Annotated in this window: 16 protein-coding genes and 2 pseudogenes; 6 read left to right on the top strand and 12 right to left on the bottom strand. The window is 44.1% G+C overall.

Going from position 1 to position 19691, the window contains the following annotated elements:
• Window positions 1–90: 90 nt before the first annotated feature.
• Entirely contained in the window at window positions 91–1071 is a 981-nt protein-coding gene (locus AACT42_RS18015; RefSeq protein WP_094133320.1) for an ABC transporter substrate-binding protein, read from the bottom strand.
• A gap of 113 nt (window positions 1072–1184) precedes the next feature.
• On the opposite strand from AACT42_RS18015, the gene AACT42_RS18010 reads away from it, so the two are divergent.
• Complete coding sequence (locus AACT42_RS18010; RefSeq protein ID WP_202599560.1) at window positions 1185–3155, top strand: sensor histidine kinase; 1971 nt, start codon at window positions 1185–1187, stop codon at window positions 3153–3155.
• Window positions 3156–3177: 22 nt separating this feature from the next.
• On the opposite strand, the gene AACT42_RS18005 is transcribed toward AACT42_RS18010, so the two are convergent.
• From AACT42_RS18005 to AACT42_RS17995, 3 genes and pseudogenes are all read right to left on the bottom strand, one after another.
• Complete coding sequence (locus tag AACT42_RS18005; RefSeq protein WP_094133322.1) at window positions 3178–3951, bottom strand: ABC transporter substrate-binding protein; 774 nt, start codon at window positions 3949–3951, stop codon at window positions 3178–3180.
• Between the two features lie 50 nt (window positions 3952–4001).
• Entirely contained in the window at window positions 4002–5549 is a 1548-nt protein-coding gene (locus tag AACT42_RS18000) for a DUF3369 domain-containing protein (RefSeq protein WP_017048193.1), read from the bottom strand.
• A gap of 236 nt (window positions 5550–5785) precedes the next feature.
• Window positions 5786–5932, bottom strand: a pseudogene (locus AACT42_RS17995) (helix-turn-helix domain-containing protein); the annotation flags it as partial.
• Here AACT42_RS17995 and AACT42_RS17990 point away from each other — a divergent pair.
• Window positions 5919–6095, top strand: a pseudogene (locus AACT42_RS17990) (MATE family efflux transporter); the annotation flags it as partial. The pseudogenes AACT42_RS17995 and AACT42_RS17990 overlap by 14 nt on opposite strands.
• Here the strand turns inward: AACT42_RS17990 and AACT42_RS17985 are convergent.
• The 3 genes from AACT42_RS17985 to phhA all read right to left on the bottom strand — a co-directional run bounded on the left by AACT42_RS17985 (window position 6092) and on the right by phhA (window position 9849).
• On the bottom strand, window positions 6092–8416 hold the full coding sequence (locus AACT42_RS17985; RefSeq protein WP_094133323.1) for a methyl-accepting chemotaxis protein: 2325 nt from the start codon (window positions 8414–8416) through the stop codon (window positions 6092–6094). The pseudogene AACT42_RS17990 and the gene AACT42_RS17985 sit on opposite strands and share 4 nt — an antisense overlap.
• Window positions 8417–8732: 316 nt before the next feature.
• On the bottom strand, window positions 8733–9065 hold the full coding sequence (locus tag AACT42_RS17980) for a 4a-hydroxytetrahydrobiopterin dehydratase (RefSeq protein ID WP_013868428.1): 333 nt from the start codon (window positions 9063–9065) through the stop codon (window positions 8733–8735).
• Window positions 9058–9849 carry a phenylalanine 4-monooxygenase gene (gene phhA, locus AACT42_RS17975; protein ID WP_017045087.1) on the bottom strand — a complete coding sequence of 264 codons (792 nt, stop codon included), beginning with the start codon at window positions 9847–9849 and terminating at the stop codon, window positions 9058–9060. The genes AACT42_RS17980 and phhA overlap by 8 nt, the downstream gene beginning before the upstream one ends.
• Before the next feature lie 270 nt (window positions 9850–10119).
• Between phhA and AACT42_RS17970 the strand changes: the two genes are divergently transcribed.
• Entirely contained in the window at window positions 10120–12093 is a 1974-nt protein-coding gene (locus tag AACT42_RS17970) for an acetoacetate--CoA ligase (protein WP_172859091.1), read from the top strand.
• A gap of 153 nt (window positions 12094–12246) precedes the next feature.
• Window positions 12247–13161: a LysR family transcriptional regulator gene (locus tag AACT42_RS17965; RefSeq protein WP_040122741.1), complete on the top strand. Its 915-nt coding sequence runs from the start codon at window positions 12247–12249 to the stop codon at window positions 13159–13161.
• Window positions 13162–13459: 298 nt separating this feature from the next.
• Here the strand turns inward: AACT42_RS17965 and AACT42_RS17960 are convergent, their stop codons facing one another.
• Complete coding sequence (locus tag AACT42_RS17960; RefSeq protein WP_049785471.1) at window positions 13460–14041, bottom strand: class I SAM-dependent DNA methyltransferase; 582 nt, start codon at window positions 14039–14041, stop codon at window positions 13460–13462.
• Between the two features lie 213 nt (window positions 14042–14254).
• Here AACT42_RS17960 and AACT42_RS17955 point away from each other — a divergent pair, with 213 nt between their 5' ends.
• Both AACT42_RS17955 and AACT42_RS17950 read left to right on the top strand, forming a co-directional pair.
• The gene (locus AACT42_RS17955; RefSeq protein WP_010319645.1) at window positions 14255–15133 is read left to right on the top strand and encodes a LysR family transcriptional regulator; all 879 of its coding nucleotides are present in this window, start codon (window positions 14255–14257) and stop codon (window positions 15131–15133) included.
• 219 nt (window positions 15134–15352) lie between these two features.
• On the top strand, window positions 15353–16249 hold the full coding sequence (locus AACT42_RS17950) for a cation diffusion facilitator family transporter (RefSeq protein ID WP_017043151.1): 897 nt from the start codon (window positions 15353–15355) through the stop codon (window positions 16247–16249).
• A 77-nt stretch (window positions 16250–16326) separates the two neighbouring features.
• Here the strand turns inward: AACT42_RS17950 and yddG are convergent, their stop codons facing one another.
• The 4 genes from yddG to AACT42_RS17930 form a co-directional block, all read right to left on the bottom strand.
• Window positions 16327–17241 carry an aromatic amino acid DMT transporter YddG gene (gene yddG / locus AACT42_RS17945; protein WP_017048186.1) on the bottom strand — a complete coding sequence of 305 codons (915 nt, stop codon included), beginning with the start codon at window positions 17239–17241 and terminating at the stop codon, window positions 16327–16329.
• The gene (locus AACT42_RS17940) at window positions 17238–17837 is read right to left on the bottom strand and encodes a sugar O-acetyltransferase (protein ID WP_026028176.1); all 600 of its coding nucleotides are present in this window, start codon (window positions 17835–17837) and stop codon (window positions 17238–17240) included. The genes yddG and AACT42_RS17940 overlap by 4 nt, the downstream gene beginning before the upstream one ends.
• Window positions 17838–18008: 171 nt before the next feature.
• Window positions 18009–18407 carry an OsmC family protein gene (locus AACT42_RS17935; protein WP_026028175.1) on the bottom strand — a complete coding sequence of 133 codons (399 nt, stop codon included), beginning with the start codon at window positions 18405–18407 and terminating at the stop codon, window positions 18009–18011.
• 30 nt (window positions 18408–18437) lie between these two features.
• Window positions 18438–19424, bottom strand: coding sequence for a Gfo/Idh/MocA family protein (locus AACT42_RS17930; protein ID WP_013868419.1), 987 nt, complete (start codon window positions 19422–19424; stop codon window positions 18438–18440).
• Window positions 19425–19691: the final 267 nt, after the last annotated feature.

Genomic DNA, 19691 nt, shown 5'->3' with positions numbered 1-19691 from the left:
ATGAAGAAAAAGCAGACAGGTCACCGCCTCTCTGCTTTTTTATTTTAGACGTAATGCTGAATTCGACAATTCAATACAGTCCCATCAAAGTCAGTCAATCTTCATCCATCCTTCCGGCACGCTTAACCCCCAACGGGACATTTCTCCCTGATGGTAAATAGCACGCCCTTGTTGGCCGATTTGGATAGGAATGCGGCTTGCGTCTTCATTATTATTTAAAATGCGTAACACCGTTTTGCCCGCCATTTCGCCTTGATCACGACCCGCTAACACAACACCCCCAGCCGCTTTGCCCGCACCGATCGAAAAATCCCAAAAACCAAATAAAGGAACCTCTGTATGTTGGTTTGTCCACGTTAATACAGTATCCGCTGGCACATTATTTTCGCTCTCATCGACCAAGGTTTGGTAAAGCCCCACGACTATGGCGCCAAATCCTTGCTCTTTAGCTGTGCTTATTCTTGTCTGCCATTCTTTCTCTGTCGCCACTGAAGCTATCTCTGTCGCAATGCCTAAATTCTTTTCAATCATACTCGCTTGGGTTTGCATAAATTCCAACGCAATACTCGCCGTACTACCCGAGTCAAATAACACCAGTACTTTACGCTTATCTTTATCGAGCATCCGGCCAATTTCTCCCATGGTTTTCACATAGAGAGGGCGCTCTAAAATACCGGTCACTTTGGCTTGCCCTTGGTATTGAGCCATGAATTTTCGTGGGTTTGAATTAATCCCCAGAAACACGATTGAGATTGGCTCGTTGTAGAGTTTCGGCAGCATATAAACCAACGCATTGTCGTCACCTAAAACCACCACCTGTGGTTTCAGTTGCTGATATCGGCTAAAGGCTTGTTCGGCGATTTGTGAATAACGGCTCGCTGGTACACGTTTGGTGTCCATCTCAAAGGTATGCAGTTCATGCGCAGGCGTTAACGACTGCTTAAGGGCGGATACATAGCTAGCATCCCATTCATAACCTTGCTCGTAGCTCTCTATTAAAAGTACGTTTCCCGCCATCACGGGCGCACTTATCACACACAATATCCATATCCATATCCATATCCAACGCATGAACTGCCTCCAATGTTTTGGCTATTTTTTTATAGTGTAGTCAATAAGATGTTATCCACACTTCCCATGTGACATCTATACTCAAATTATCACTCAAAAAAATGAGAAGCAGGATGAACAAAAGCCGAACATTTAATGAAAGCATTGATAACCCACTATCGAGTCGTATTGGTCGCAGGATCATTTTTTTCCTTGTCATTTTAAGTGGTGCTGTCACCCTGATGACAACGTTAGCACAAACATATTTCGACTATGACAGAGAGTTCGATGATGTGGCTCAGCGTCATCACGAAATAGAATTCGTTCATGCCGAACTGCTTGCCGCTTCTTTATGGAATTATGATCTCGTGACGCTTCAACAGCGCTTAGATGGCTTAGTGAACTTGCCTAAAATTGATTATTTGGAAATCACGTCTGGCGGTTATCAATTCAGTGCCGGAGAAAAAGTGATGGAGCAATTAGTCGCACACCGTTATCCCATGCTTTATATCAACCCAAAAACAGAAGCCAAAGAGCAGATTGGTGAGATCTACGTTGAGTCTAATGCTCAAGAAATCTACAACTACTTAATCAAGCAGTTTCTACTGATATTGGTCGTGAACGCGATTAAGACTGCCTTTATTTGTTACGCTATTTTGATGATTTTCCATGAGAGCGTAAATCGACGTGTCTTCGCTATTGCTCAATACTTACGCAAGTACAACCCTCGCCATCCACCAAAACCACTAAAACTTCCTCATAAAAAATGGATTATGGGGCATAACGATGAACTCACTTGGCTAGCCGATGAGACCAATAAAATTACCGGAAATGTAACTACGTTGTACAGTAATATAAAACTTGAACAAGAACGATTAGCCGATTTTACGGACGTCTCATCCGACTGGTTATGGGAGACGGATAATACTGACAGATTGATTTACACTTCCGAACCCATGCGTCAAGCTTTGGAGATCTGTGAAAATAGCAAGCCACTACTTTCAGAGATTGATTCACTGCGAGATATGAAAAAATTACTCCAATCCATTACTAAACACTGCTCGTTTTCAATGTGTGAAGAGACAATTATCATCAATGATTGTAAGCAATATTTGATGTTTCAAGCAGTAGCACGATATGAGAAGGATATGTTTCTCGGGTTACGGGGCACAGCCATTAATATTACCGAGCTAAAACTGGCGCAGCTTGAACTACAAAAACTTAACCAAAACTTAGAGCGTCAAGTCGCCAAACGAACCTGCGATCTGGAAAATAGTATTGAGCAACTAAAAGCCACGCAAACACAGTTGATTGAATCTGAGAAATTAGCGGCTTTAGGTGGTTTAGTTGCAGGGGTGGCACATGAAGTCAACACGCCATTAGGTATCGCGGTAACAGCAAGTTCGGTAATCATTGAGGTCACACAAGAGCTAAATAGCGCCTTCGCCAACCAAACGCTCACAAGCCAGCAGTTTTCTGAATTGATGCAGAGAATGAATGAAACCAATACGATGCTTGAAAGCAACTTAAATCGTGCTGCCAAACTGATCCGAGACTTTAAACAAACAGCGGTCGATCAGGTATCTGAGAGTCGTAGTCAATTCTCAATCCACCAAGTATTAAGCGCGCTTATCGCCAGTCTTCATCCCGAGACCAGGAAAATCCCTGTTACCCCCGTACTTGAGGGCGATGAAGGACTAACCATGAACAGCTTACCTGGAGTATTGACTCAAATAGTCTCTAATCTAGTGATGAATAGCGTCAACCACGCTTTTAGTGATGAGCAAAACCCCATCATAACCATTGCGTTCAAACAGGAAGGAGAGAATATCCTCTTAGAATATAAAGATAATGGCTGTGGCGTCGAACCAAAACTGCACCATAAAATCTTTGAACCCTTTTTTACCAGCAAAAGAGGCCGTGGCGGATCAGGGCTTGGCTTGAATCTTGTCTTTAATCTAGCGACTCAAAAATTACAAGGAAAACTAGATTTTAGTTCTAATGTTGGCCAAGGTGTTCATTACGTTTTTACTCTCCCTAAAGCCCTTGAACTTGTTAATGATGATGCTGCAATAAATGATGCAGTAATAATAGACAGAAAGTAATAATAGATAGAAAGTAAGAGGGTCAAGGTTGCCAATCATCGTAAGGACGGTGAATAGCATCATAGAGTATTTTCAACTCTCCACTTTCCTCTAGTTGAGAGAGTATTCGCGTTAAGTATTGATCAACCTCATCGCCTTTAGAGCCGTGAGCAATGACAAATACATCCTTGAAATCGGCAAAGTGTTGGCGTGAAACATTCTCTAAACCTAAACTTTTCAGCGCAATATCCGCTTCTTCTTGTGCCCAGACAAATCCATTAATACGTCCAGCGGCTACTTTAAGTAGTGAAGCATTGATGCTATTTGAGCGCGCAACTTCAAAAGGTATATAGCTAGGAACGGCCTCAACGTAGTATTTATCAGGCTGGCTCCAAAGCTGTTCTGACGTGATTCGATTGGCTTTATTTGTATAAAGAACATGTGCCACTAAACCGAACGACTTCGTACTAAAACGAAATGGTAACTTTCCTTCAGGATCATCAACATAAATCGCGGGTAAGGCAAAGTCAGCTTGCTTATTAACGACCCCATGTACAGCTCGATGCAAAGGGAAAACTTCAATATGGATCTCTGTATCAGGGTCGACCTTATCCATGTACCTCACTAATTCGACAAATGGCCCCGAACCATCCGCATTAATCAGTCCAGGGAGTTCACCAAGGTGTGCGACCATTTGTTTAGGTTCATTAAGTTTGGGATTTGAAGGATCAATTTGTGCTTGTACAAAAGGAATCTGAACGATGGCTAAGCTAGACGTACACAAGCCAACAATCGTCTTTAATTGGTTGCTTTTCACTCTATCCTACTCCCTGAAAACGGATCTATTTTTCGGTTCCAAAAAAGATTCTAGTCTGGAAACTGTTCACGAATAGTGATGAAATCATCCCAATGCGCCAGCATCAGATCGACCAACATCGGATCAAAATGTTTTCCTTTTTGCGCGACAATTTCTTGTTTGATTGTCTCTTCCGGCCAAGCATCTTTATAACTGCGTTTCGAGCCAAGGGCATCAAACACATCAGCTAATGCTGTGATTCTGCCACTGATAGGAATGCCTTCACCGGCTAATTGGTTTGGGTAACCGCTTCCATCCCATTTTTCATGGTGAGAACCGGCAATCTCTTTCGCTTTGATAATTAAACTGCGTTTTGAACGACTTAAGATATCAACACCGTATTCAACGTGTTTTTGCATGATCGCCCATTCTTGAGCGTCCAATTTCCCTGGTTTATGAAGAATACTATCAGGGATCGCCACTTTACCTACATCGTGCAGGGGTGACGCATTTTTAATCATATAAATATCCTGCTCAGGTAGGGTCATTAATGTGGCTAATTTTTCACAGATCAGAGAAACCCGCTGTACGTGAGCCCCTGTTTCTTTACTTCTGGCTTCGACGGCATTGGCTAAGTTATAAACAAGCTCCCTCGATGTTTCGCGTAAATCAAGCTGTAAATTTAAGTTTTCAAAAGTTAACCCTATGTTGTACATATAGATTTCAAGCAAGCGTTCGTCATTTTCAGATAAGCGCTCAAGCAAATTAATATAGAGTAAATTTTCTACACCACGACTGTCTGTCATATAAAGTACAGAGGCATCATCATAGCTATGAGACATTTTGCTTTGCAGTGCAAGCTGGCAGCGCTTAGCCACTTCCGAAGGTAAGCGCGAGAAATCACAGTCAGAATAAAAATCGACAAATCCTCCAATAGCCGCCAACGTTAAAGCACACGAACCTTCGCCTTCAGATTTAGGCTGAACGATACAATAAAATGCCGATGCATGGAGTTTAAGTAAAGAAGTGAGCTGGCTCAGTACCGATTCAGCATAGGTTTGTAAGGTTGTGGTATTTTGTACCTTCGCTGAGGCTTCAATCACGCGTTTAAGCCCCTCTTTTTGCTCTTCTATCAAACAAAGATCCCGATAAGATCGCAACATCGAATAGAGCAGGGTTCTGAGTTTTTGTGTGGTAAGTTCTGTTTTCTCTTTATAGTCATCAATTTCATACTCTTGGATGACCGTATCTTCGGGGGCTTGCCCTGCTTGCCCGGTACGTAATACCAAACGAATGATTCTATTCTTACACTCTTCACGGATATGCCTAACTAAATCTAACCCCGCGTGTTCCGTCTCCATAACTACATCAACGAGCGCTAAAGCTATATCGGGCTGAGTATTCAGCACTTCTCTGGCTTCAAGACCAGACATAGCAGACAGTAGCTCTAGTGGCCGTCCTTGAAATGAAAACCCTCTTAGCGCTAAACGAGTGATCTGGTGCATCTGCTCATCATCATCGACTAGCAGTACTCGCCATGGTTTATTTTCAACACTAAGTTCATGACTCTCCTGGCTCTTTGGTTGAGCCTCTTGTCGAAAATCCGCAAACAGATCCATCGCTTATCTCTCTATATTGACAATATTCCTACTCTTATAGGTTTAGCACATAACCGTTTTGTTGGTGGTTAGAATCTAATTAATGTGATGAATAAATTGATTTTTACAAGCTATATACTCAATGATATTGATATTTCAATCACCTTTATAAGCCGTGCTCGAGGTGCAATAATTTCATCGCGTTTAGTAGATAAAAAGTTTATGAATGAAGAGTGCCATTTACCAATGCCGTGGAATTAATCATTTCGTTTTTTACGAAATTCTCGTGGTGTGCAATGGCTCCATACCTTAAAACGAGTACTAAAGTTTGCTGGGTTAGGGTAGCCGACAATGTCACCGACATGTTGGATTGGCCAGTCGGTAGAAACAAGCAAACGAGCGGCTGGCATTTTGATTTACAACGTTATTGTCGGTCAGTTGGGCGTTTCTGAACTTGCGATTATCTCACTGCTTTCCCCAATTGAAAGTGTACTCATTTCCGCCTTTCTTGGATTTGCCGTGACCGCCTCTATCTTGCTTGGACATGAAATTGGTGCACAGCGTTACGCCTTATATTTGAACTGAGCAATCTCACTATTTAGTGTCTCTGCTTGCCCAGAAAGGTCGGTAAGCACCCCATCAACATCATTCACCTGCCCAGAAACTGACAGTGAAGCATCGGCAATCGAAGTAATACTGCTGCTGATTTCATCCGTTACTGATTTTTGCTCTTCTGTCGCGGCAGCAATTTGCACATTCATGTCATTCAGTTCGGTTAACATTGACATGATTTGAGCAAGCATATCCGTATTCAAATGGCAGGTTTCAACCCCTTTCACCACGGTTTTATTGGCCTTTTCAATTCCCTGCGACACACTGTTTATTTCATGTTGTAGCGAATCGATTTTTTTACGGATCTCTTCAGTCGAAGTCTGCGTGCGCCCTGCTAATGATCGCACTTCATCGGCAACGACCGCAAAACCACGCCCCTGCTCGCCAGCACGTGCTGCTTCAATCGCCGCATTAAGGGCCAGTAAGTTGGTCTGCTCGGCGATACCTTGGATAACATCAAGCACTTCAGCAATAGAATTACTTTCACTATGGAGCCGCTCAATAGCTTCCACCGCCATCCTCATCTCATCGCTCAACAAGCTGATTTCATTTCCCAACGCTTCCCCGACGTCGACACTTTGTGACCCTGTATCATTAGCTGATTTCACATAATCGGCAGCTCGGCTAGCAAACTGCGCTACCTCGCCAATTGAAGCACTCATTTGATTTACCGCCGCCGCGACCGATTCTGTTCTCATACTCTGCTCGGCAACAGCGCCTCGCGTGCTCTCCATATTGGAAGACATACGATGAGTGCTGCCGTTGAGTGACTCCGTCGCCCGCGCAAACTGCTCAATGGTTTTCTGTAAGCTGCTAAATAGCTGGTTAAAGGCAACCGCAACTTCCGCCATTTCATCTTTACCCTTTTCACTTAAACGCGCGGTTAAATCATTCTCCTGATTAATCCGATGCAGCTCTAACGACGCACTGCGGATAGGTTTGGATATACCACTTCCCACGATGTAAGAAATAAAGAGTGAAAGCACCACAAGAACAGCAATACTAATAAACACCGTCTGCAATACTGAACGCTCTAAAGTCGAGACATCTTGCAACGCCTCAGATTGATCGATTTCAGTTAATATAGCCCATTTTTGTCCTAAAACATCCAGAGGTGCGTAAGCCGAAAGTACTTCAACATTACGATAGTCTTTGATGGTTTCTAGGCCTTGTCCACCCGCCAATGCCTGTCGTACCGCGTCGGTCTTGATGCGTTGACGTCCAATGGCCGAACCCTTGGTTTTGATTTGCTCAATGGTGGCAGGCTCAACACCAATATCAGTTAAGGTTTGAAAGTATTGCTCAGGATCTTCTAATAAAAACCGTGATTGACTGCGCAATAAACCATCTTGCCCCACAAGGTAAGTTTCTCCACTTTTACCGAGCCCCGCATCAGCCCAGCTACCGCCAAATGTCATGATGTTGTTGATCACATCGATCGGCATCTGAAAGATCAGCGTGCCTACCCGCTGCTGTTCTTTGAAAATTGGGGCCGAAATAAACGAAGCCGCTGCCTCATAGGAAGGATAATAAGGTGCAAAATCTTCGAGGTAGGATTGCCCCTCTTGCAAGTTTTTTGCCTTAGCAAATGCATGGCCTAGCCCCGAATTTTGATATGCGCCAGTTGATAAATTGGTCGCAAAATCCAGTTCTTTAAACACGGTATAAACCACGTTGCCTGACAAATCGACAAGGAAAATATCGTAATAGCCAAACGCTTCTAAAAATCGCCTAAATGAGGCGTGATAACGCCGGTGAGCTTCATCATAGCTGCTGCCCAATGAATCAAAATCCAAGTGATGTTTGGATCCAAGCTCGTTAGGGTTTACGCCGATGTAGCGAGCCTGCAGTGCTTTTCCCTGCTCTGAAAGCTGTGCAAATGCACCAAGTTCATTTGGCTGACTGCCATTGTTTTCCTGACGGTAAGTACGACCAAACTGATCACGATAATACCGTTCTAGCGCATCCATATCTTGGGGCGTTATACGGTGGGCAGGATAACGAGAGAACGAACGAGTAAAAGAATCCATTGCTTCTTGAGTCGATACCTCGGAAGACAAGGTCTCAATTTGCAGACGGATCTGTTTGAAATAGTTAGTTATTTCACTCTTTTTGATTTCGCGTACGGAGGTAAGTTGATTTGCGGCTCGGTCATAAAGTGCTTGGCTTGAGAGCTCTGATGCTCGCCACCCAACAAAACCACCGCTGATTACCACGCCAACTGAACACAAGATAGTACATGCCGCAATGATTTTCGTTGATATTTTCATAGTCAAACCCTACGCATAGAAATGAACAACTTTTTGTAAAGCCATCGTCGCCCCTAGCCACTGGGTTTATATGAAATTTGTATTATGAGCTTTTCAAAGTGTAGGTCACGGTTTGGCTTTTGCGTAGAAAAACGACCGGATACATCCAAACAACTTGTTGAAGTTGCAGGTAGGCGGTAAGTGAGCTCATCCCCATGAGCACAAGTAAACTCTATGCTGGGTTGAGCAAACGTAGCCAGCACTGCTGCAGCTTCAAGTGCACAACGAAGGGAAAATAACCACCAGGTCGAGATCTAAAACTAAAACATTGATAGTATTGGTTTTAATCGATTAATCCATCACATTTTGCGGCGCAGATAAAATCGTTTTTGTGCAATCCTTTGATGGAATGGCTCCACCAAGTCACGGTCACTTTTCCCCACTCTAATAACAAACTGGGGTGGTGGAATTCCGCTTCAGCTAATTGAGCAACTTGGTTAGAAAATGCCCACGCCAACTTGAAGTTTTTGAACACATACACTTTTTCCAACTGGGGGATGTCATCACGTACAACAATAGACCACCCCTCAAGCTCAGTGAGTAGTTGCTGCTGCTCGGGGATCGATAATGCTAACGCATCAAGGCTACAAGCTTCACAACGTAATTCTTCAAGCATGGGTCTCTTCCTTGGGTTGAAATAAGGGGGCCAACAAGCCTGCCTGCATGGCACTTTCTACCTGCTGTACAAGATTTTCTTGGCTCAAATGGTACAGATCTCGTAGATCATCCAACACATAATAAATGGGTTGCATGATATCAATACGATATGGCGTTCTCAGCACTTGTTGGATGTCAAATTTTTCACGTATGGCCGTTTGATTATCAAGGCTATACACGGTTTCAGCGGGGGAGGATAAAATACCTCCGCCATATATTTTTACACCGTCACTTTCTTGCACTAAACCAAATTCGACCGTAAACCAATAGAGCCGCGCCAAATAAGCTCTCTGTTTTGGGCTCGCGTTAGCCCCAAGCTTGCCGTAAACCTGAGTAAATGATGCAAAATCAGGATGAGTAAGCATCGCGCAATGACCAAAAATCTCATGAAAAAAATCCGGTTCTTGCAAATAGTCAAACTCTTCACGGCTACGCAAAAACGTGGCAACTGGAAATTTTTTCTCTGCCAATAAGGCGAAAAATCGATCGAAATTAATTAAAGCGGGCACCGGCTCGACTTGCCATCCGGTTTCACGTTGCAAAATACGGTTGATATCGGGCAACTGAGGAACCTGATCTTTAGAGAGTTGCAGCATCGCTAACCCATCCAAATAGGCTTGGCATGCTCGCTGCTCAACGACGGTCTCTTGACGTGCGATCAGATCATACCAAATCCGATCCTCTTCGTTACTCCAGTCAATGAAACCTTTGCTATTTAATGGCTTAGAATGATACTGCGTCATACCACAACCTTTTAACAAACCGATTGCATTAAGCCTATCGCCTCGTGAAAAGTCTGCCAATCTTAGGCTCGACATCTGACGACGCTCACGCGTAACAAATATTTTACATTTATGGTTTTTTTACTTAGATATCAGGGATATGATTATGGCCAACCCGTTTGACTTTGCGGCATTCGCCGACAACACTAAACAGTGCCAACAGATCAGAAAATAAACGGATATATACCCACTTGTAGGGTTGTAGGGAACGCGATTATGTTTGAAGAAAATTTGACGCCGCACACACCGCTTTGGGTCCCTAGCCAAGACCGCATCAAAGCGTCCAATTTAAACCAGTTTATTGAGCACATTAATATGCAAGGTGAGGCGATAGAAAGCTACTCACAACTGCATCTCTGGTCCGTTGCCGAGAGAAAACAATTTTGGTTAGAAGTGTGGCAATTTTGCGATGTGATCGGCTTTCGTGGTAACTGCATTTACGGTGAGGGGATTGCGAGATGGGACGACTTCACCGCCGCCAGAGACACAATTTGGTTTCCCCAAGCACAATTGAACTACGCGGAAAATCTGCTCTCTTATGCGTTTCAACAACCAGAAGGCATTGCCGTTTGGTTTAAAAATGAAAATGGGCAAAGCAAGAAGCTAACATGGCAGCAACTCAGTGATCAGGTTTCTATTATCCAGCAGTGGTTAAAACAAAATGGAGTTGAAAAAGGTGATGTTGTCGCCGGTTACTTACCCTATATGACCGAAACTTTAGTGGCTATGTTAGCGACTACTAGCTTAGGAGCCGTTTGGACATCAACCTCTCCTGATTTCGGTGTCGACAGCGTAGTGGAGCGTTTCGGCCAAGTACAACCCAAAATTTTGTTCTGCTGCAATGGGTATACGTTTAATGGCAAAACCCACCTCATGGAAGAAAAAAACGGTCAGATTGCCGATGCTATTTCGAGCCTACACAACATTTGTCAGATCGAATATTTACATCAACGCTCACTCACGGCTGATTTTAACGACGCTTTTTCTGATTGGAATGCGATTCTCGCAAGTTACCTTCCACGTGGGCTACGCTATGAACGCGTTAGCTTCAATGACCCACTGTTTATCTTGTACTCATCAGGTACGACAGGTAAACCCAAATGCATCGCCCATTCGGTTGGCGGTACGATTTTAAATCATCTCAAAGAGCATCAATTACACTGTGATATTCAACCGGGCGATCGTGTGTTTTATTACACCACTTGTGGGTGGATGATGTGGAACTGGCATGTTTCGGCGCTCGCTAGCGGTGCTACGTTGGTTATTTATGATGGTAGCCCAATGTATCCGCAACCGGGAGTATTGTGGGATTTGGCAGAAGAAGCCAACATCACTTTGTTCGGTACATCGGCCAAATATTTAGAGGCACTGCAAAAAACCGCGTATTCACCGAGCGATTACTACCCTCTCTCCTCACTGAAAACATTATGTTCAACAGGTTCGGTTTTGTACCCAAAACAGTTTGATTATGTATACGCCAACATAAAAGCGGACTTACACCTCGCCTCTATCTCGGGTGGAACCGATATTTGTGGCTGCTTCGTGCTTGGCAACCCCATATCGCCGGTGTATCGAGGAGAATGCCAAGGAGCAGGCTTAGGACTTGATGTCGCCGTATTTAACGACCTTGGTCAACCCGTGATACAACAACGGGGAGAGTTAGTCTGCCGCAACAGTTTCCCTAATCAACCCATCGGGTTTTGGCATGATGATGGCCAACGTTATCACGATGCATATTGGAGCAAGTTCTCTGGTGTATGGCACCACGGTGATGAAGTTGAGTGGACCGACAATGGTGGAATACGTTTTTACGGGCGCAGTGACACCACCTTAAACCCCGGAGGCGTGCGTATCGGCACGGCGGAAATTTATCAGCAAGTGAATAGCTTTCCTGAAATACAAGATTCGGTCGCAGTGGGTCAGAAAATCGATAATGATGAGCAGATCATCCTTTTTGTACAACTGGCTCCACAGTGCGAACTCAACACCCTACTGGTGAACACCATCAAACAGCGCCTAAGAGAAAACTGCTCCCCTCGTCATGTTCCTGCGCAGATCCATTCCATCAGTGATGTGCCACGTACCAAATCCGGAAAACTGGTAGAACTCGCGGTGAAGCAAGTACTGCATGGCGAGACAGTCAAAAACTTAGGTGCCATTGCCAATCCTCATGTATTAGAAGAAATCCACGCGCTGTTTACATAAACATTATTCTTGAAATAAAGGCGATGGAAGTTGATGTAGGCGCATAGCGGTAAATATTTCGGCAGCTTGTCAAATAACCCGCATCTTTTCGTGTAATTTGTCAGTATGTCAGTGATATGCTTTTGAAAAAGTTTGGAGGAACCGCCTTTATTTATGGATTATATTCACCTTTCAAGAATCAGTTTAAAACACTTAACAGCGCTACACGTCATGCTCAGTACCCGCAGCGTCACGCAGACAGCAGCCCAGCTCTGCATTAGCCCTTCAAGCATCAGTAAAAACTTGTCGCAATTGCGCATTCTCTTGGAAGATGAACTATTTTATCGTGATGGTACACATTTAATACCTACCCCTTTCGCGCTACAAATGGGCCCCACTGTCCATTCAATCCTCTCTAGCATGAATGGATTGCTGCATCACTCAAATTTCGAACCTCAACATTATCAGGGGAAATACCGCCTTGCGATGCGAGAAAGTGCCTTCGAGTTGTTTGCTCCTATTTTGACAAACGTAATAAAAAATCATGCACCGCAAGCTTCCTTTACTATCTACTCGAAAGATCACTATGGCTTCGACGCCCTGCAAAGCGGGCTGATTGATTTCGTCATTTTGCCACACGATATCAGCCAGCCCCCAACGCGAGATAAAGAACTCGTGTGGGAAGTGATTGCTCACGATGAAATGGTCTGCTTAATGCGTAGTGATCATGCTTTAGCCAATGAAGTACTCACTATCGATCACTACCTTGCTCAATCGCATATCGGCATCATGGACAAAGAGCTGGCTGAACCTTTTTTTGAACAGAATTTAGCTCAATCTCATCGAGCTCGTCATGTTCCGGTCGTTGTTGCTGACTTTGGTGCGGCCGCCATCTTATGCAAACATACCGACTCACTCTTTACTTGCTCCAAACGCTGGGCGGAACAAGCGATGCAAGCTAAAGGGTTGCTCGTCAAACCGTTACCTTTCAATTATGGGAAAGTGGCTTACAGCTTAGTGTGGAATAAGCCCAGTATGAACGACCAAGCTTTGAAATGGTTGTGTGATCAGCTCAAAAAACCACACTGATGTTTGTGAATCAATATTGAAAATTTAGCTCAATGCTTAAAATAAAGAAGGCCAGCACTATTTTGCACTGGCCTTCTTTATTTATCTTCTGATGTGCTTTTATTTTTGCTTAACCCTAGCCATGAGTTATCAGTCAACAAACAGAATTATTCGTGATCAATGCCTTATAGTCTTCTAGGGAGAGTGACTATCATGACACTTATCAACAAGCTAGAGCTTACGCAAGTTGGTCATTATGGAACAGTGAAATAATGTAAATAAGCCATTCTCAATCTGGAAAACCATCTATTTTATGATGTTATTTCCTACCAATGCCCATCACTACTGGCGCTAGACCTTTTGAATTTTTAATCTCAAACGCAACTGCGGTTTCCACTTGGCTAAAACCTGCGCTTTTCAGTTGTGTCTCAATTTGGTTTTGGCTAAGACCATAGTCAGGATCATCTTCTTCAACCAACCAGTCCCAATGAATAAAAACGCCATGCTCATCTAATAGAGAATGAATGATGGTAAATACTTCATTAAGATTCGGCACAAACGCGCACACAGATGACGCCACAACAAGATCGAATTGTTTGCGAAAGGCCGGATGTTGCGCGACTAGACCACGGGTCAGAAAATCCACCACGGGTTCAACGTTGACCAACTCTTTTTTATCCAACTCTTCAATCATGGCCTCAGAGCCATCGAGCGCGACAATATCTCTGGCATGGCGAGACATCATTTGGCTCAGCAAACCCGTACCACACCCGAAATCAAGAACATGTTTACCTTCGAGAGTGACCCGTTTCTGCAATTGCTGAAACACATTTTGAGCAAAAAGCGTTGTGGATTCGTCCTGCTCCCACTGAGCCGCACACTCATCCCATTCGTTCGCCATCATGGCCTCCGTGTTACTTCTTGTATTGGGGAAATTTTCCCAAGAATAAACCAAAACTGTGTTACGTTCATAGAGTTACAGCTCAATCTTGACTAAGAAATGATGAACTGGCTTTGATTGGCGAGAAAACCGTCAGTTGGTAGAAGAACATCAGATAGGCAGTGGTACTAAAATTGTTTATGATCAACCCATTATTGTGCCTTAGAGAACGTTATGAACCTTTCTCAAATTGAAGCATTTTTCTCTGTCGCGGACACAGGCTCAGTCTCCGAAGCGGCGCGACAATTAGAATGTAACCGAACCAAACTCAGTATGGCGATTAAAGCGTTGGAGAAAGAGCTCGATACCGCTCTTTTTGTGCGCACTGGCAACAACCTGACCTTATCTGAAGCGGGGAAAGCAATTTATAAAGATTGTGAAAGTGTTTTGGTGACCATTGCACGTATAAAACACACCTGTACGCAAATATCACGGGGCTTCAACGCCGAGATGTGGATTGCCCGTGATGATTCTCTTCCTGATGCCTTGTGGCAAGATTTTGCACACCAGCTGAATAACCGTTTTCCCGCGACCTCGTTCAACCTTGTATTGGCTTCAAGCGGCGACTTAGCCAACTTGATTGCCACCCATCAAGTCGATTTTGCTTTTGGCGTCGATTACGAAAGGATCAACGACCCGCGGATCACTTATCAACCTTTGGGTAAAATCCGGATGATGTCGGTGTGCAAAAGTGACCACCCGCTAACTAAAATTTCGCGAGTCACCGACGAAGAACTGCGCAGAGCAATGCAAGCCGTGATGGTCTATTTAAACGAAAAAGATAACCCCGAATTACAACCTTTCTCTCGTCGCTACATTGGCTTTTCCAGTTTCGATTACATGCTCAATACCATTTTGACTGAGAATGCATGGGGCGTATTGCCAGAACCTTTAATTCGCCACTTCCTACGTGAACAAAAGCTAACGGTGATTAAGCACACCTACGGTCTCACTCAAGAAGATTACTGCATGTTTACGGCCACGGGCATGGCCGAACACCCTGGCATGAACTGGTTAGCCGATAAGTTGCGTGACTATTTGTTTGATTTTTAATTTTCGTTGTTTAGTTTCCAAGATGCCCACATTTCAAACAATCTAAAGCGAAGACAGTCAGCGTCAATTATCCTGACAGGCAAATAACAACATAACTAGTTGTTTTAATTAAAAATAAACTTACTTCCCAATATTCAAGCCAACGACCAATGCACTTAGAGATTGTCAAAACCGTGCTTTAAGCCAAAATAACAGCATGTTTTCAACAGGTAGTCTTTTATGTGTGCTCGAACAAGAAATAATGAAAATCGCATTTTGACGATTTCGGCCCTTTTAGCTTCTGGCTTTGCTGGTGGCGGACTTGTGGTTGGTATGCTTGTCGGTTCACTGGTTATCGTGTTTGACGGTGTGTATTCACTGGTTAGTTTGCTGTTAACATTATTGTCGCTGGTGGCGTCACGCTACATTCGTAAACCTTCTGACTCGACTTTTCCGTTTGGACGCGCGGTGCTAGAACCTGCGGTTATTGCTATCAAAGCCAGCGTTATTTTGTTAGTCGTGAGTTATTCGTTGTACTCGGCTGTCATGGCATTGTTTAGCGGTGGTCGAGAAGTGGATGCTTCTATCGCAACTGTTTTTGGCACAGTGAACGTGATTGGTTGTGCGATTGCGTGGTGGTTCATGGTCAACAAGAGTAAACGTTACTCTTCGGGTTTGATTGACGCTGAAGTAAAACAGTGGCAAATGGACACGCTATTAAGCGTCGCGGTAACGGTCGGTTTCATTGCCGCTTGGTTGATGACCTTGTCTCCTTGGGCAAAATATGCCGTCTATGCAGACCCAATCATGATGCTATTAATGTCGTTTTACTTTATCAAAGTGCCTTATGACATGCTTAAATCGGCAACACGTGAATTGTTGATGATGTCACCAAGCAAAGAGATTTGTAAAACTGTGGATCAAGGTGTCATTGCCGTAGGAGAAGAATCAGAGCAAGATATCGAGTTGACTGCGGTGACTAAAGTCGGTCATGAGCTGTGGGTCAATGTCGACATTCGCCCTGATGAGAATGAAATGATTGCACTTGAAGATATCGAAAGTACTCGTCGCTCACTACATAAGCGTTTATCAAAGCTGCCATTCGTACTGCAATTAACCATGAACGTGGCTCGTTAATCAGTCTCAATTAAACGGAAAAAGCCCTCTCGTTCCCGAGAGGGCTTTTTTTTATACATAATAAAGCTGTTGCGATGTCAGGCTATTGGCATTTTCTCTTGCACCGTCGATTGACGTTCTCTGGTCGCCCACCAACAAATTAAAGAACCCATCGTCACCATAATCACACCTTGCCAAAAGCTTAGCCCAAGCGCTACACCTAAGATTAGCGATGAAAGCAAGGTTGAAATCACTGGTGTGAAATAAGAAAGAGTCGCCAATAGAACCATGTTGCCACGCAAGATTGCCACATTCCAAAGTGCATAACCGCTGCCCATCACCACACCCGTTAACGCTAAATTCAAGGTTGCTGGAACGGTAAACACTAAAGTGCTTTCGCTGCTAAGAAAATACTTAATCCAGAGGGCGATAGCAGTAGCCATAAAGAACAGGATAATGGCATTTTGTCCATTGGCTAACTGTTTGGTGATATTGCAATAAACAGCCCAAATAATCGCCCCGCCAAACGCCATGCTATAGGTTAAGGGATTAGTCGCAATATTGGCCGATATTTGCATCACCGAAAATCCACTATCACCAGTAATGGTCCAAGCAACCCCAACAAATGCGAGCGCAACGCTTGGATACACCAGAATATGGACGGGTTTACGGCTGAGAAATACCGCAAACAACACCGTCAAGGCTGGCCACAAATAGTTAATCACCGCCATCTCGAGCGCTTGATGGCGATCATTGGCCATACCTAACGCTAATGCTAAGCAGATTTCGTAGCTCACAAAAAGCGCGCCACCGATCAGAACATAACGCAGAGAAAAGTGTTTGAATTTAGGCACGCCCATGACAAGCATCAGAAATACTGAGCTCACAGTGTAAATCAGTGCCGCCCCACCAATTGGGCTAAATTGCTCGGTGACCGTTCTGATTAGCCCCAGTAGACAGCTCCACAGCAAGATAGCCGCAACACCAAATAGTGTATGTTTATGCTGCTTCAATGATGCCCTTCCTTAACTGAACTATGCAGGTCAGATGTTCCATTCATTTCTTTTAATGAACGGAGCACTCTCGCTGGTGTGCCTCCGACTAGGCTATCAGCTGGCACATCCTGATTGACCACTGAATTTGCCGCGACAACCGAACGCGCACCAATCGTGACTCCTTGATTAATCACAACGTTGCCACCAATCCATACGTCATCTTCAACCGTAATCGGCTTACAAAATGTTTCCCACAAGCGGCGGCTGCGATAATCCAAAGCATGCGCTGGTGTATAAAACTGGGTGTTAGGGCCAATCAAAACATGATTACCAATCGTGATTTTAGCGCCATCAAGCATAGTGACATTCATGTTGATAAAGGTTTCATCACCAATGGAAATTGTTTCACCGAATTCACAATAGAAAGGAGGCTGCACCACACTTTGTTGGCCAATTTGACGATATAGCTGAGTTTGCAATTGATGGCGGGCTGTAGCATCGGCGCATTGGTTGATCTGCAACAGTAAATGTCCTGCTTTGCTACGAATAGCTTCCATTTCTGGGTCTGCACCGTCAAACACCATACCATTCATCATTTTTTCCATTTCGGTCATGAGCCGTTCCTCCTTATGCATCTAGTTTATTTAGACTACTTGGATAAACAAAAGAAAAAAGAGAAAAGCTCACTGTTTCACTTTCCTCTTTAATTTCAACCAACCTGTAACGCACAGGAAAAGGCAAGATCAGAGCATATTGCTTTTTCCTAGTTTTATTGATTGAATGGCTTAAACAATCGACCAACTGTGAGTCATTGTGACACCTTTGCCTAACATTAAGCAGACAGAACAGTACTTTTCTAATGAATCGGCCGTCACTTTTTCAACGACATTAGGGTCAAGATCAACGCCTGATACGTCGAAATGGATATTGACTAGCGTAAAAATCCGCGGTGCGGTTTCACGGCGCTCAGCCGTCAATTTCGCGTTACATGCCGTGACCTGTTGATTGGCCGATTTTAAGCCATCAACCACATCCACAGAGCTACAACCTCCCGCAGCCATCAGAACCATCTCCATCGGGCTAGGCGCGGTTGCACCACCACTGCCATCCATCACCACCGAATGACCAGATTGGGATTGGCCCAAGAACTTGAAATTTTCGACCCACTTTACTTCAGCTTGCATTATTTTTGCTCTCTTCTCTGTGCGATGAAACTACAGGTTATCGGTTGGAAAAATCACGCCCGTTTGGCGGCGTATTTCTGTCAATAATTTGGAAACGGTGAGTGAGCGTAATTTGCATTGCTCATCTATTGTCTTGTTCTGTATCTGATCTGCAAATTTTTGTGCTTCGTAAAACATGCGGTTGGCGTGTTGCTCAATACTCAGATCTTGGGTTTGACCACCACGGTTAATTCTCGTGATGCGGTTGCAGGTAGAAATCATCTCAACATGCAGTGCGGCCTCTTCACCTTGAATTTCGCTCGGCAAATAGGAGTCACTGGTTTTTGAATGCATTAATAGCACATCAAAACCGTCATATCCTAAGATCACACTGCCGTTACCATCAACCCCCGTCTCCAGTAAATGCGCTTGGGCTTGTACCGATTTAGGCTCACCAAACAGTTCAATGGCTGAGCCCAAACAGTAATAACCAATATCCATGATCGAACCATTGGAGAACTCGGGCAAAAAGGTATTGGGCATCTCACCCTTGAGATATTTAGGGTAACGAGAGGAATACTGGCAGTAGCTGAGCACCGCTTTACGGATAGCGCCAATCTGCGATAGCTCTTGTTTTAGAACGGAAAAATTGGGCAAATGTGGGGTTATAAAAGCCTCAAATAATACTACGCCATGCTGTTTGGCAACTTGATACATCTGCTGTGCTAATGAGAAATCAGAAGCCAGCGGCTTCTCACAGATAACATGTTTGCCCGCTTGCATCATTTGAATCGACTGTGGACCATGCAGTACATTCGGGCTGGCGATGTACACGGCATCCACATTGTCACTCTCACCTAGGCTCTTAAGGTCAGTAAACAAAGCAGGAGCATCGTATTTTTCGGCAAATTGTTTCGCCCTGTCCAGCGAACGGGAATAAACCGCTACTAGCTGAAATTCCCCCGTTTTTAATGCCCCTTCGATAAATTGGTCAGTAATCCAGTTGGTTCCAATAACAGCTAAGCGAATCATCATCATATCCTTTCATTATTTTCACCTATTATCTGGAGTTACTCCGCAGGAAGCAATGTTAACCTCACCACTTATTATTTTCAGGTGGCCATTATTTTCAGGTAACCAAAATAAAGAAAACCCCACTAAGCTCTCGCTTAGTGGGGTTCCAGTTCTTACTCGCAGCAATCCAGCTACTGATAAGTGCTCCCTGCATCAATTCCTTGATAGTCTGCTGATTCCCTCAGCGCATTCCCTTTCATCGCCTTCCTAGCGGTGTCCTTAACTCCGTCG

It is taken from the genome of Vibrio sp. V15_P4S5T153 (assembly GCF_963874485.1).
In the GTDB taxonomy this organism is placed as follows: Bacteria; Pseudomonadota; Gammaproteobacteria; order Enterobacterales; family Vibrionaceae; genus Vibrio; species Vibrio anguillarum.
This window is presented reverse-complemented; position numbering and strand designations above follow the sequence as displayed.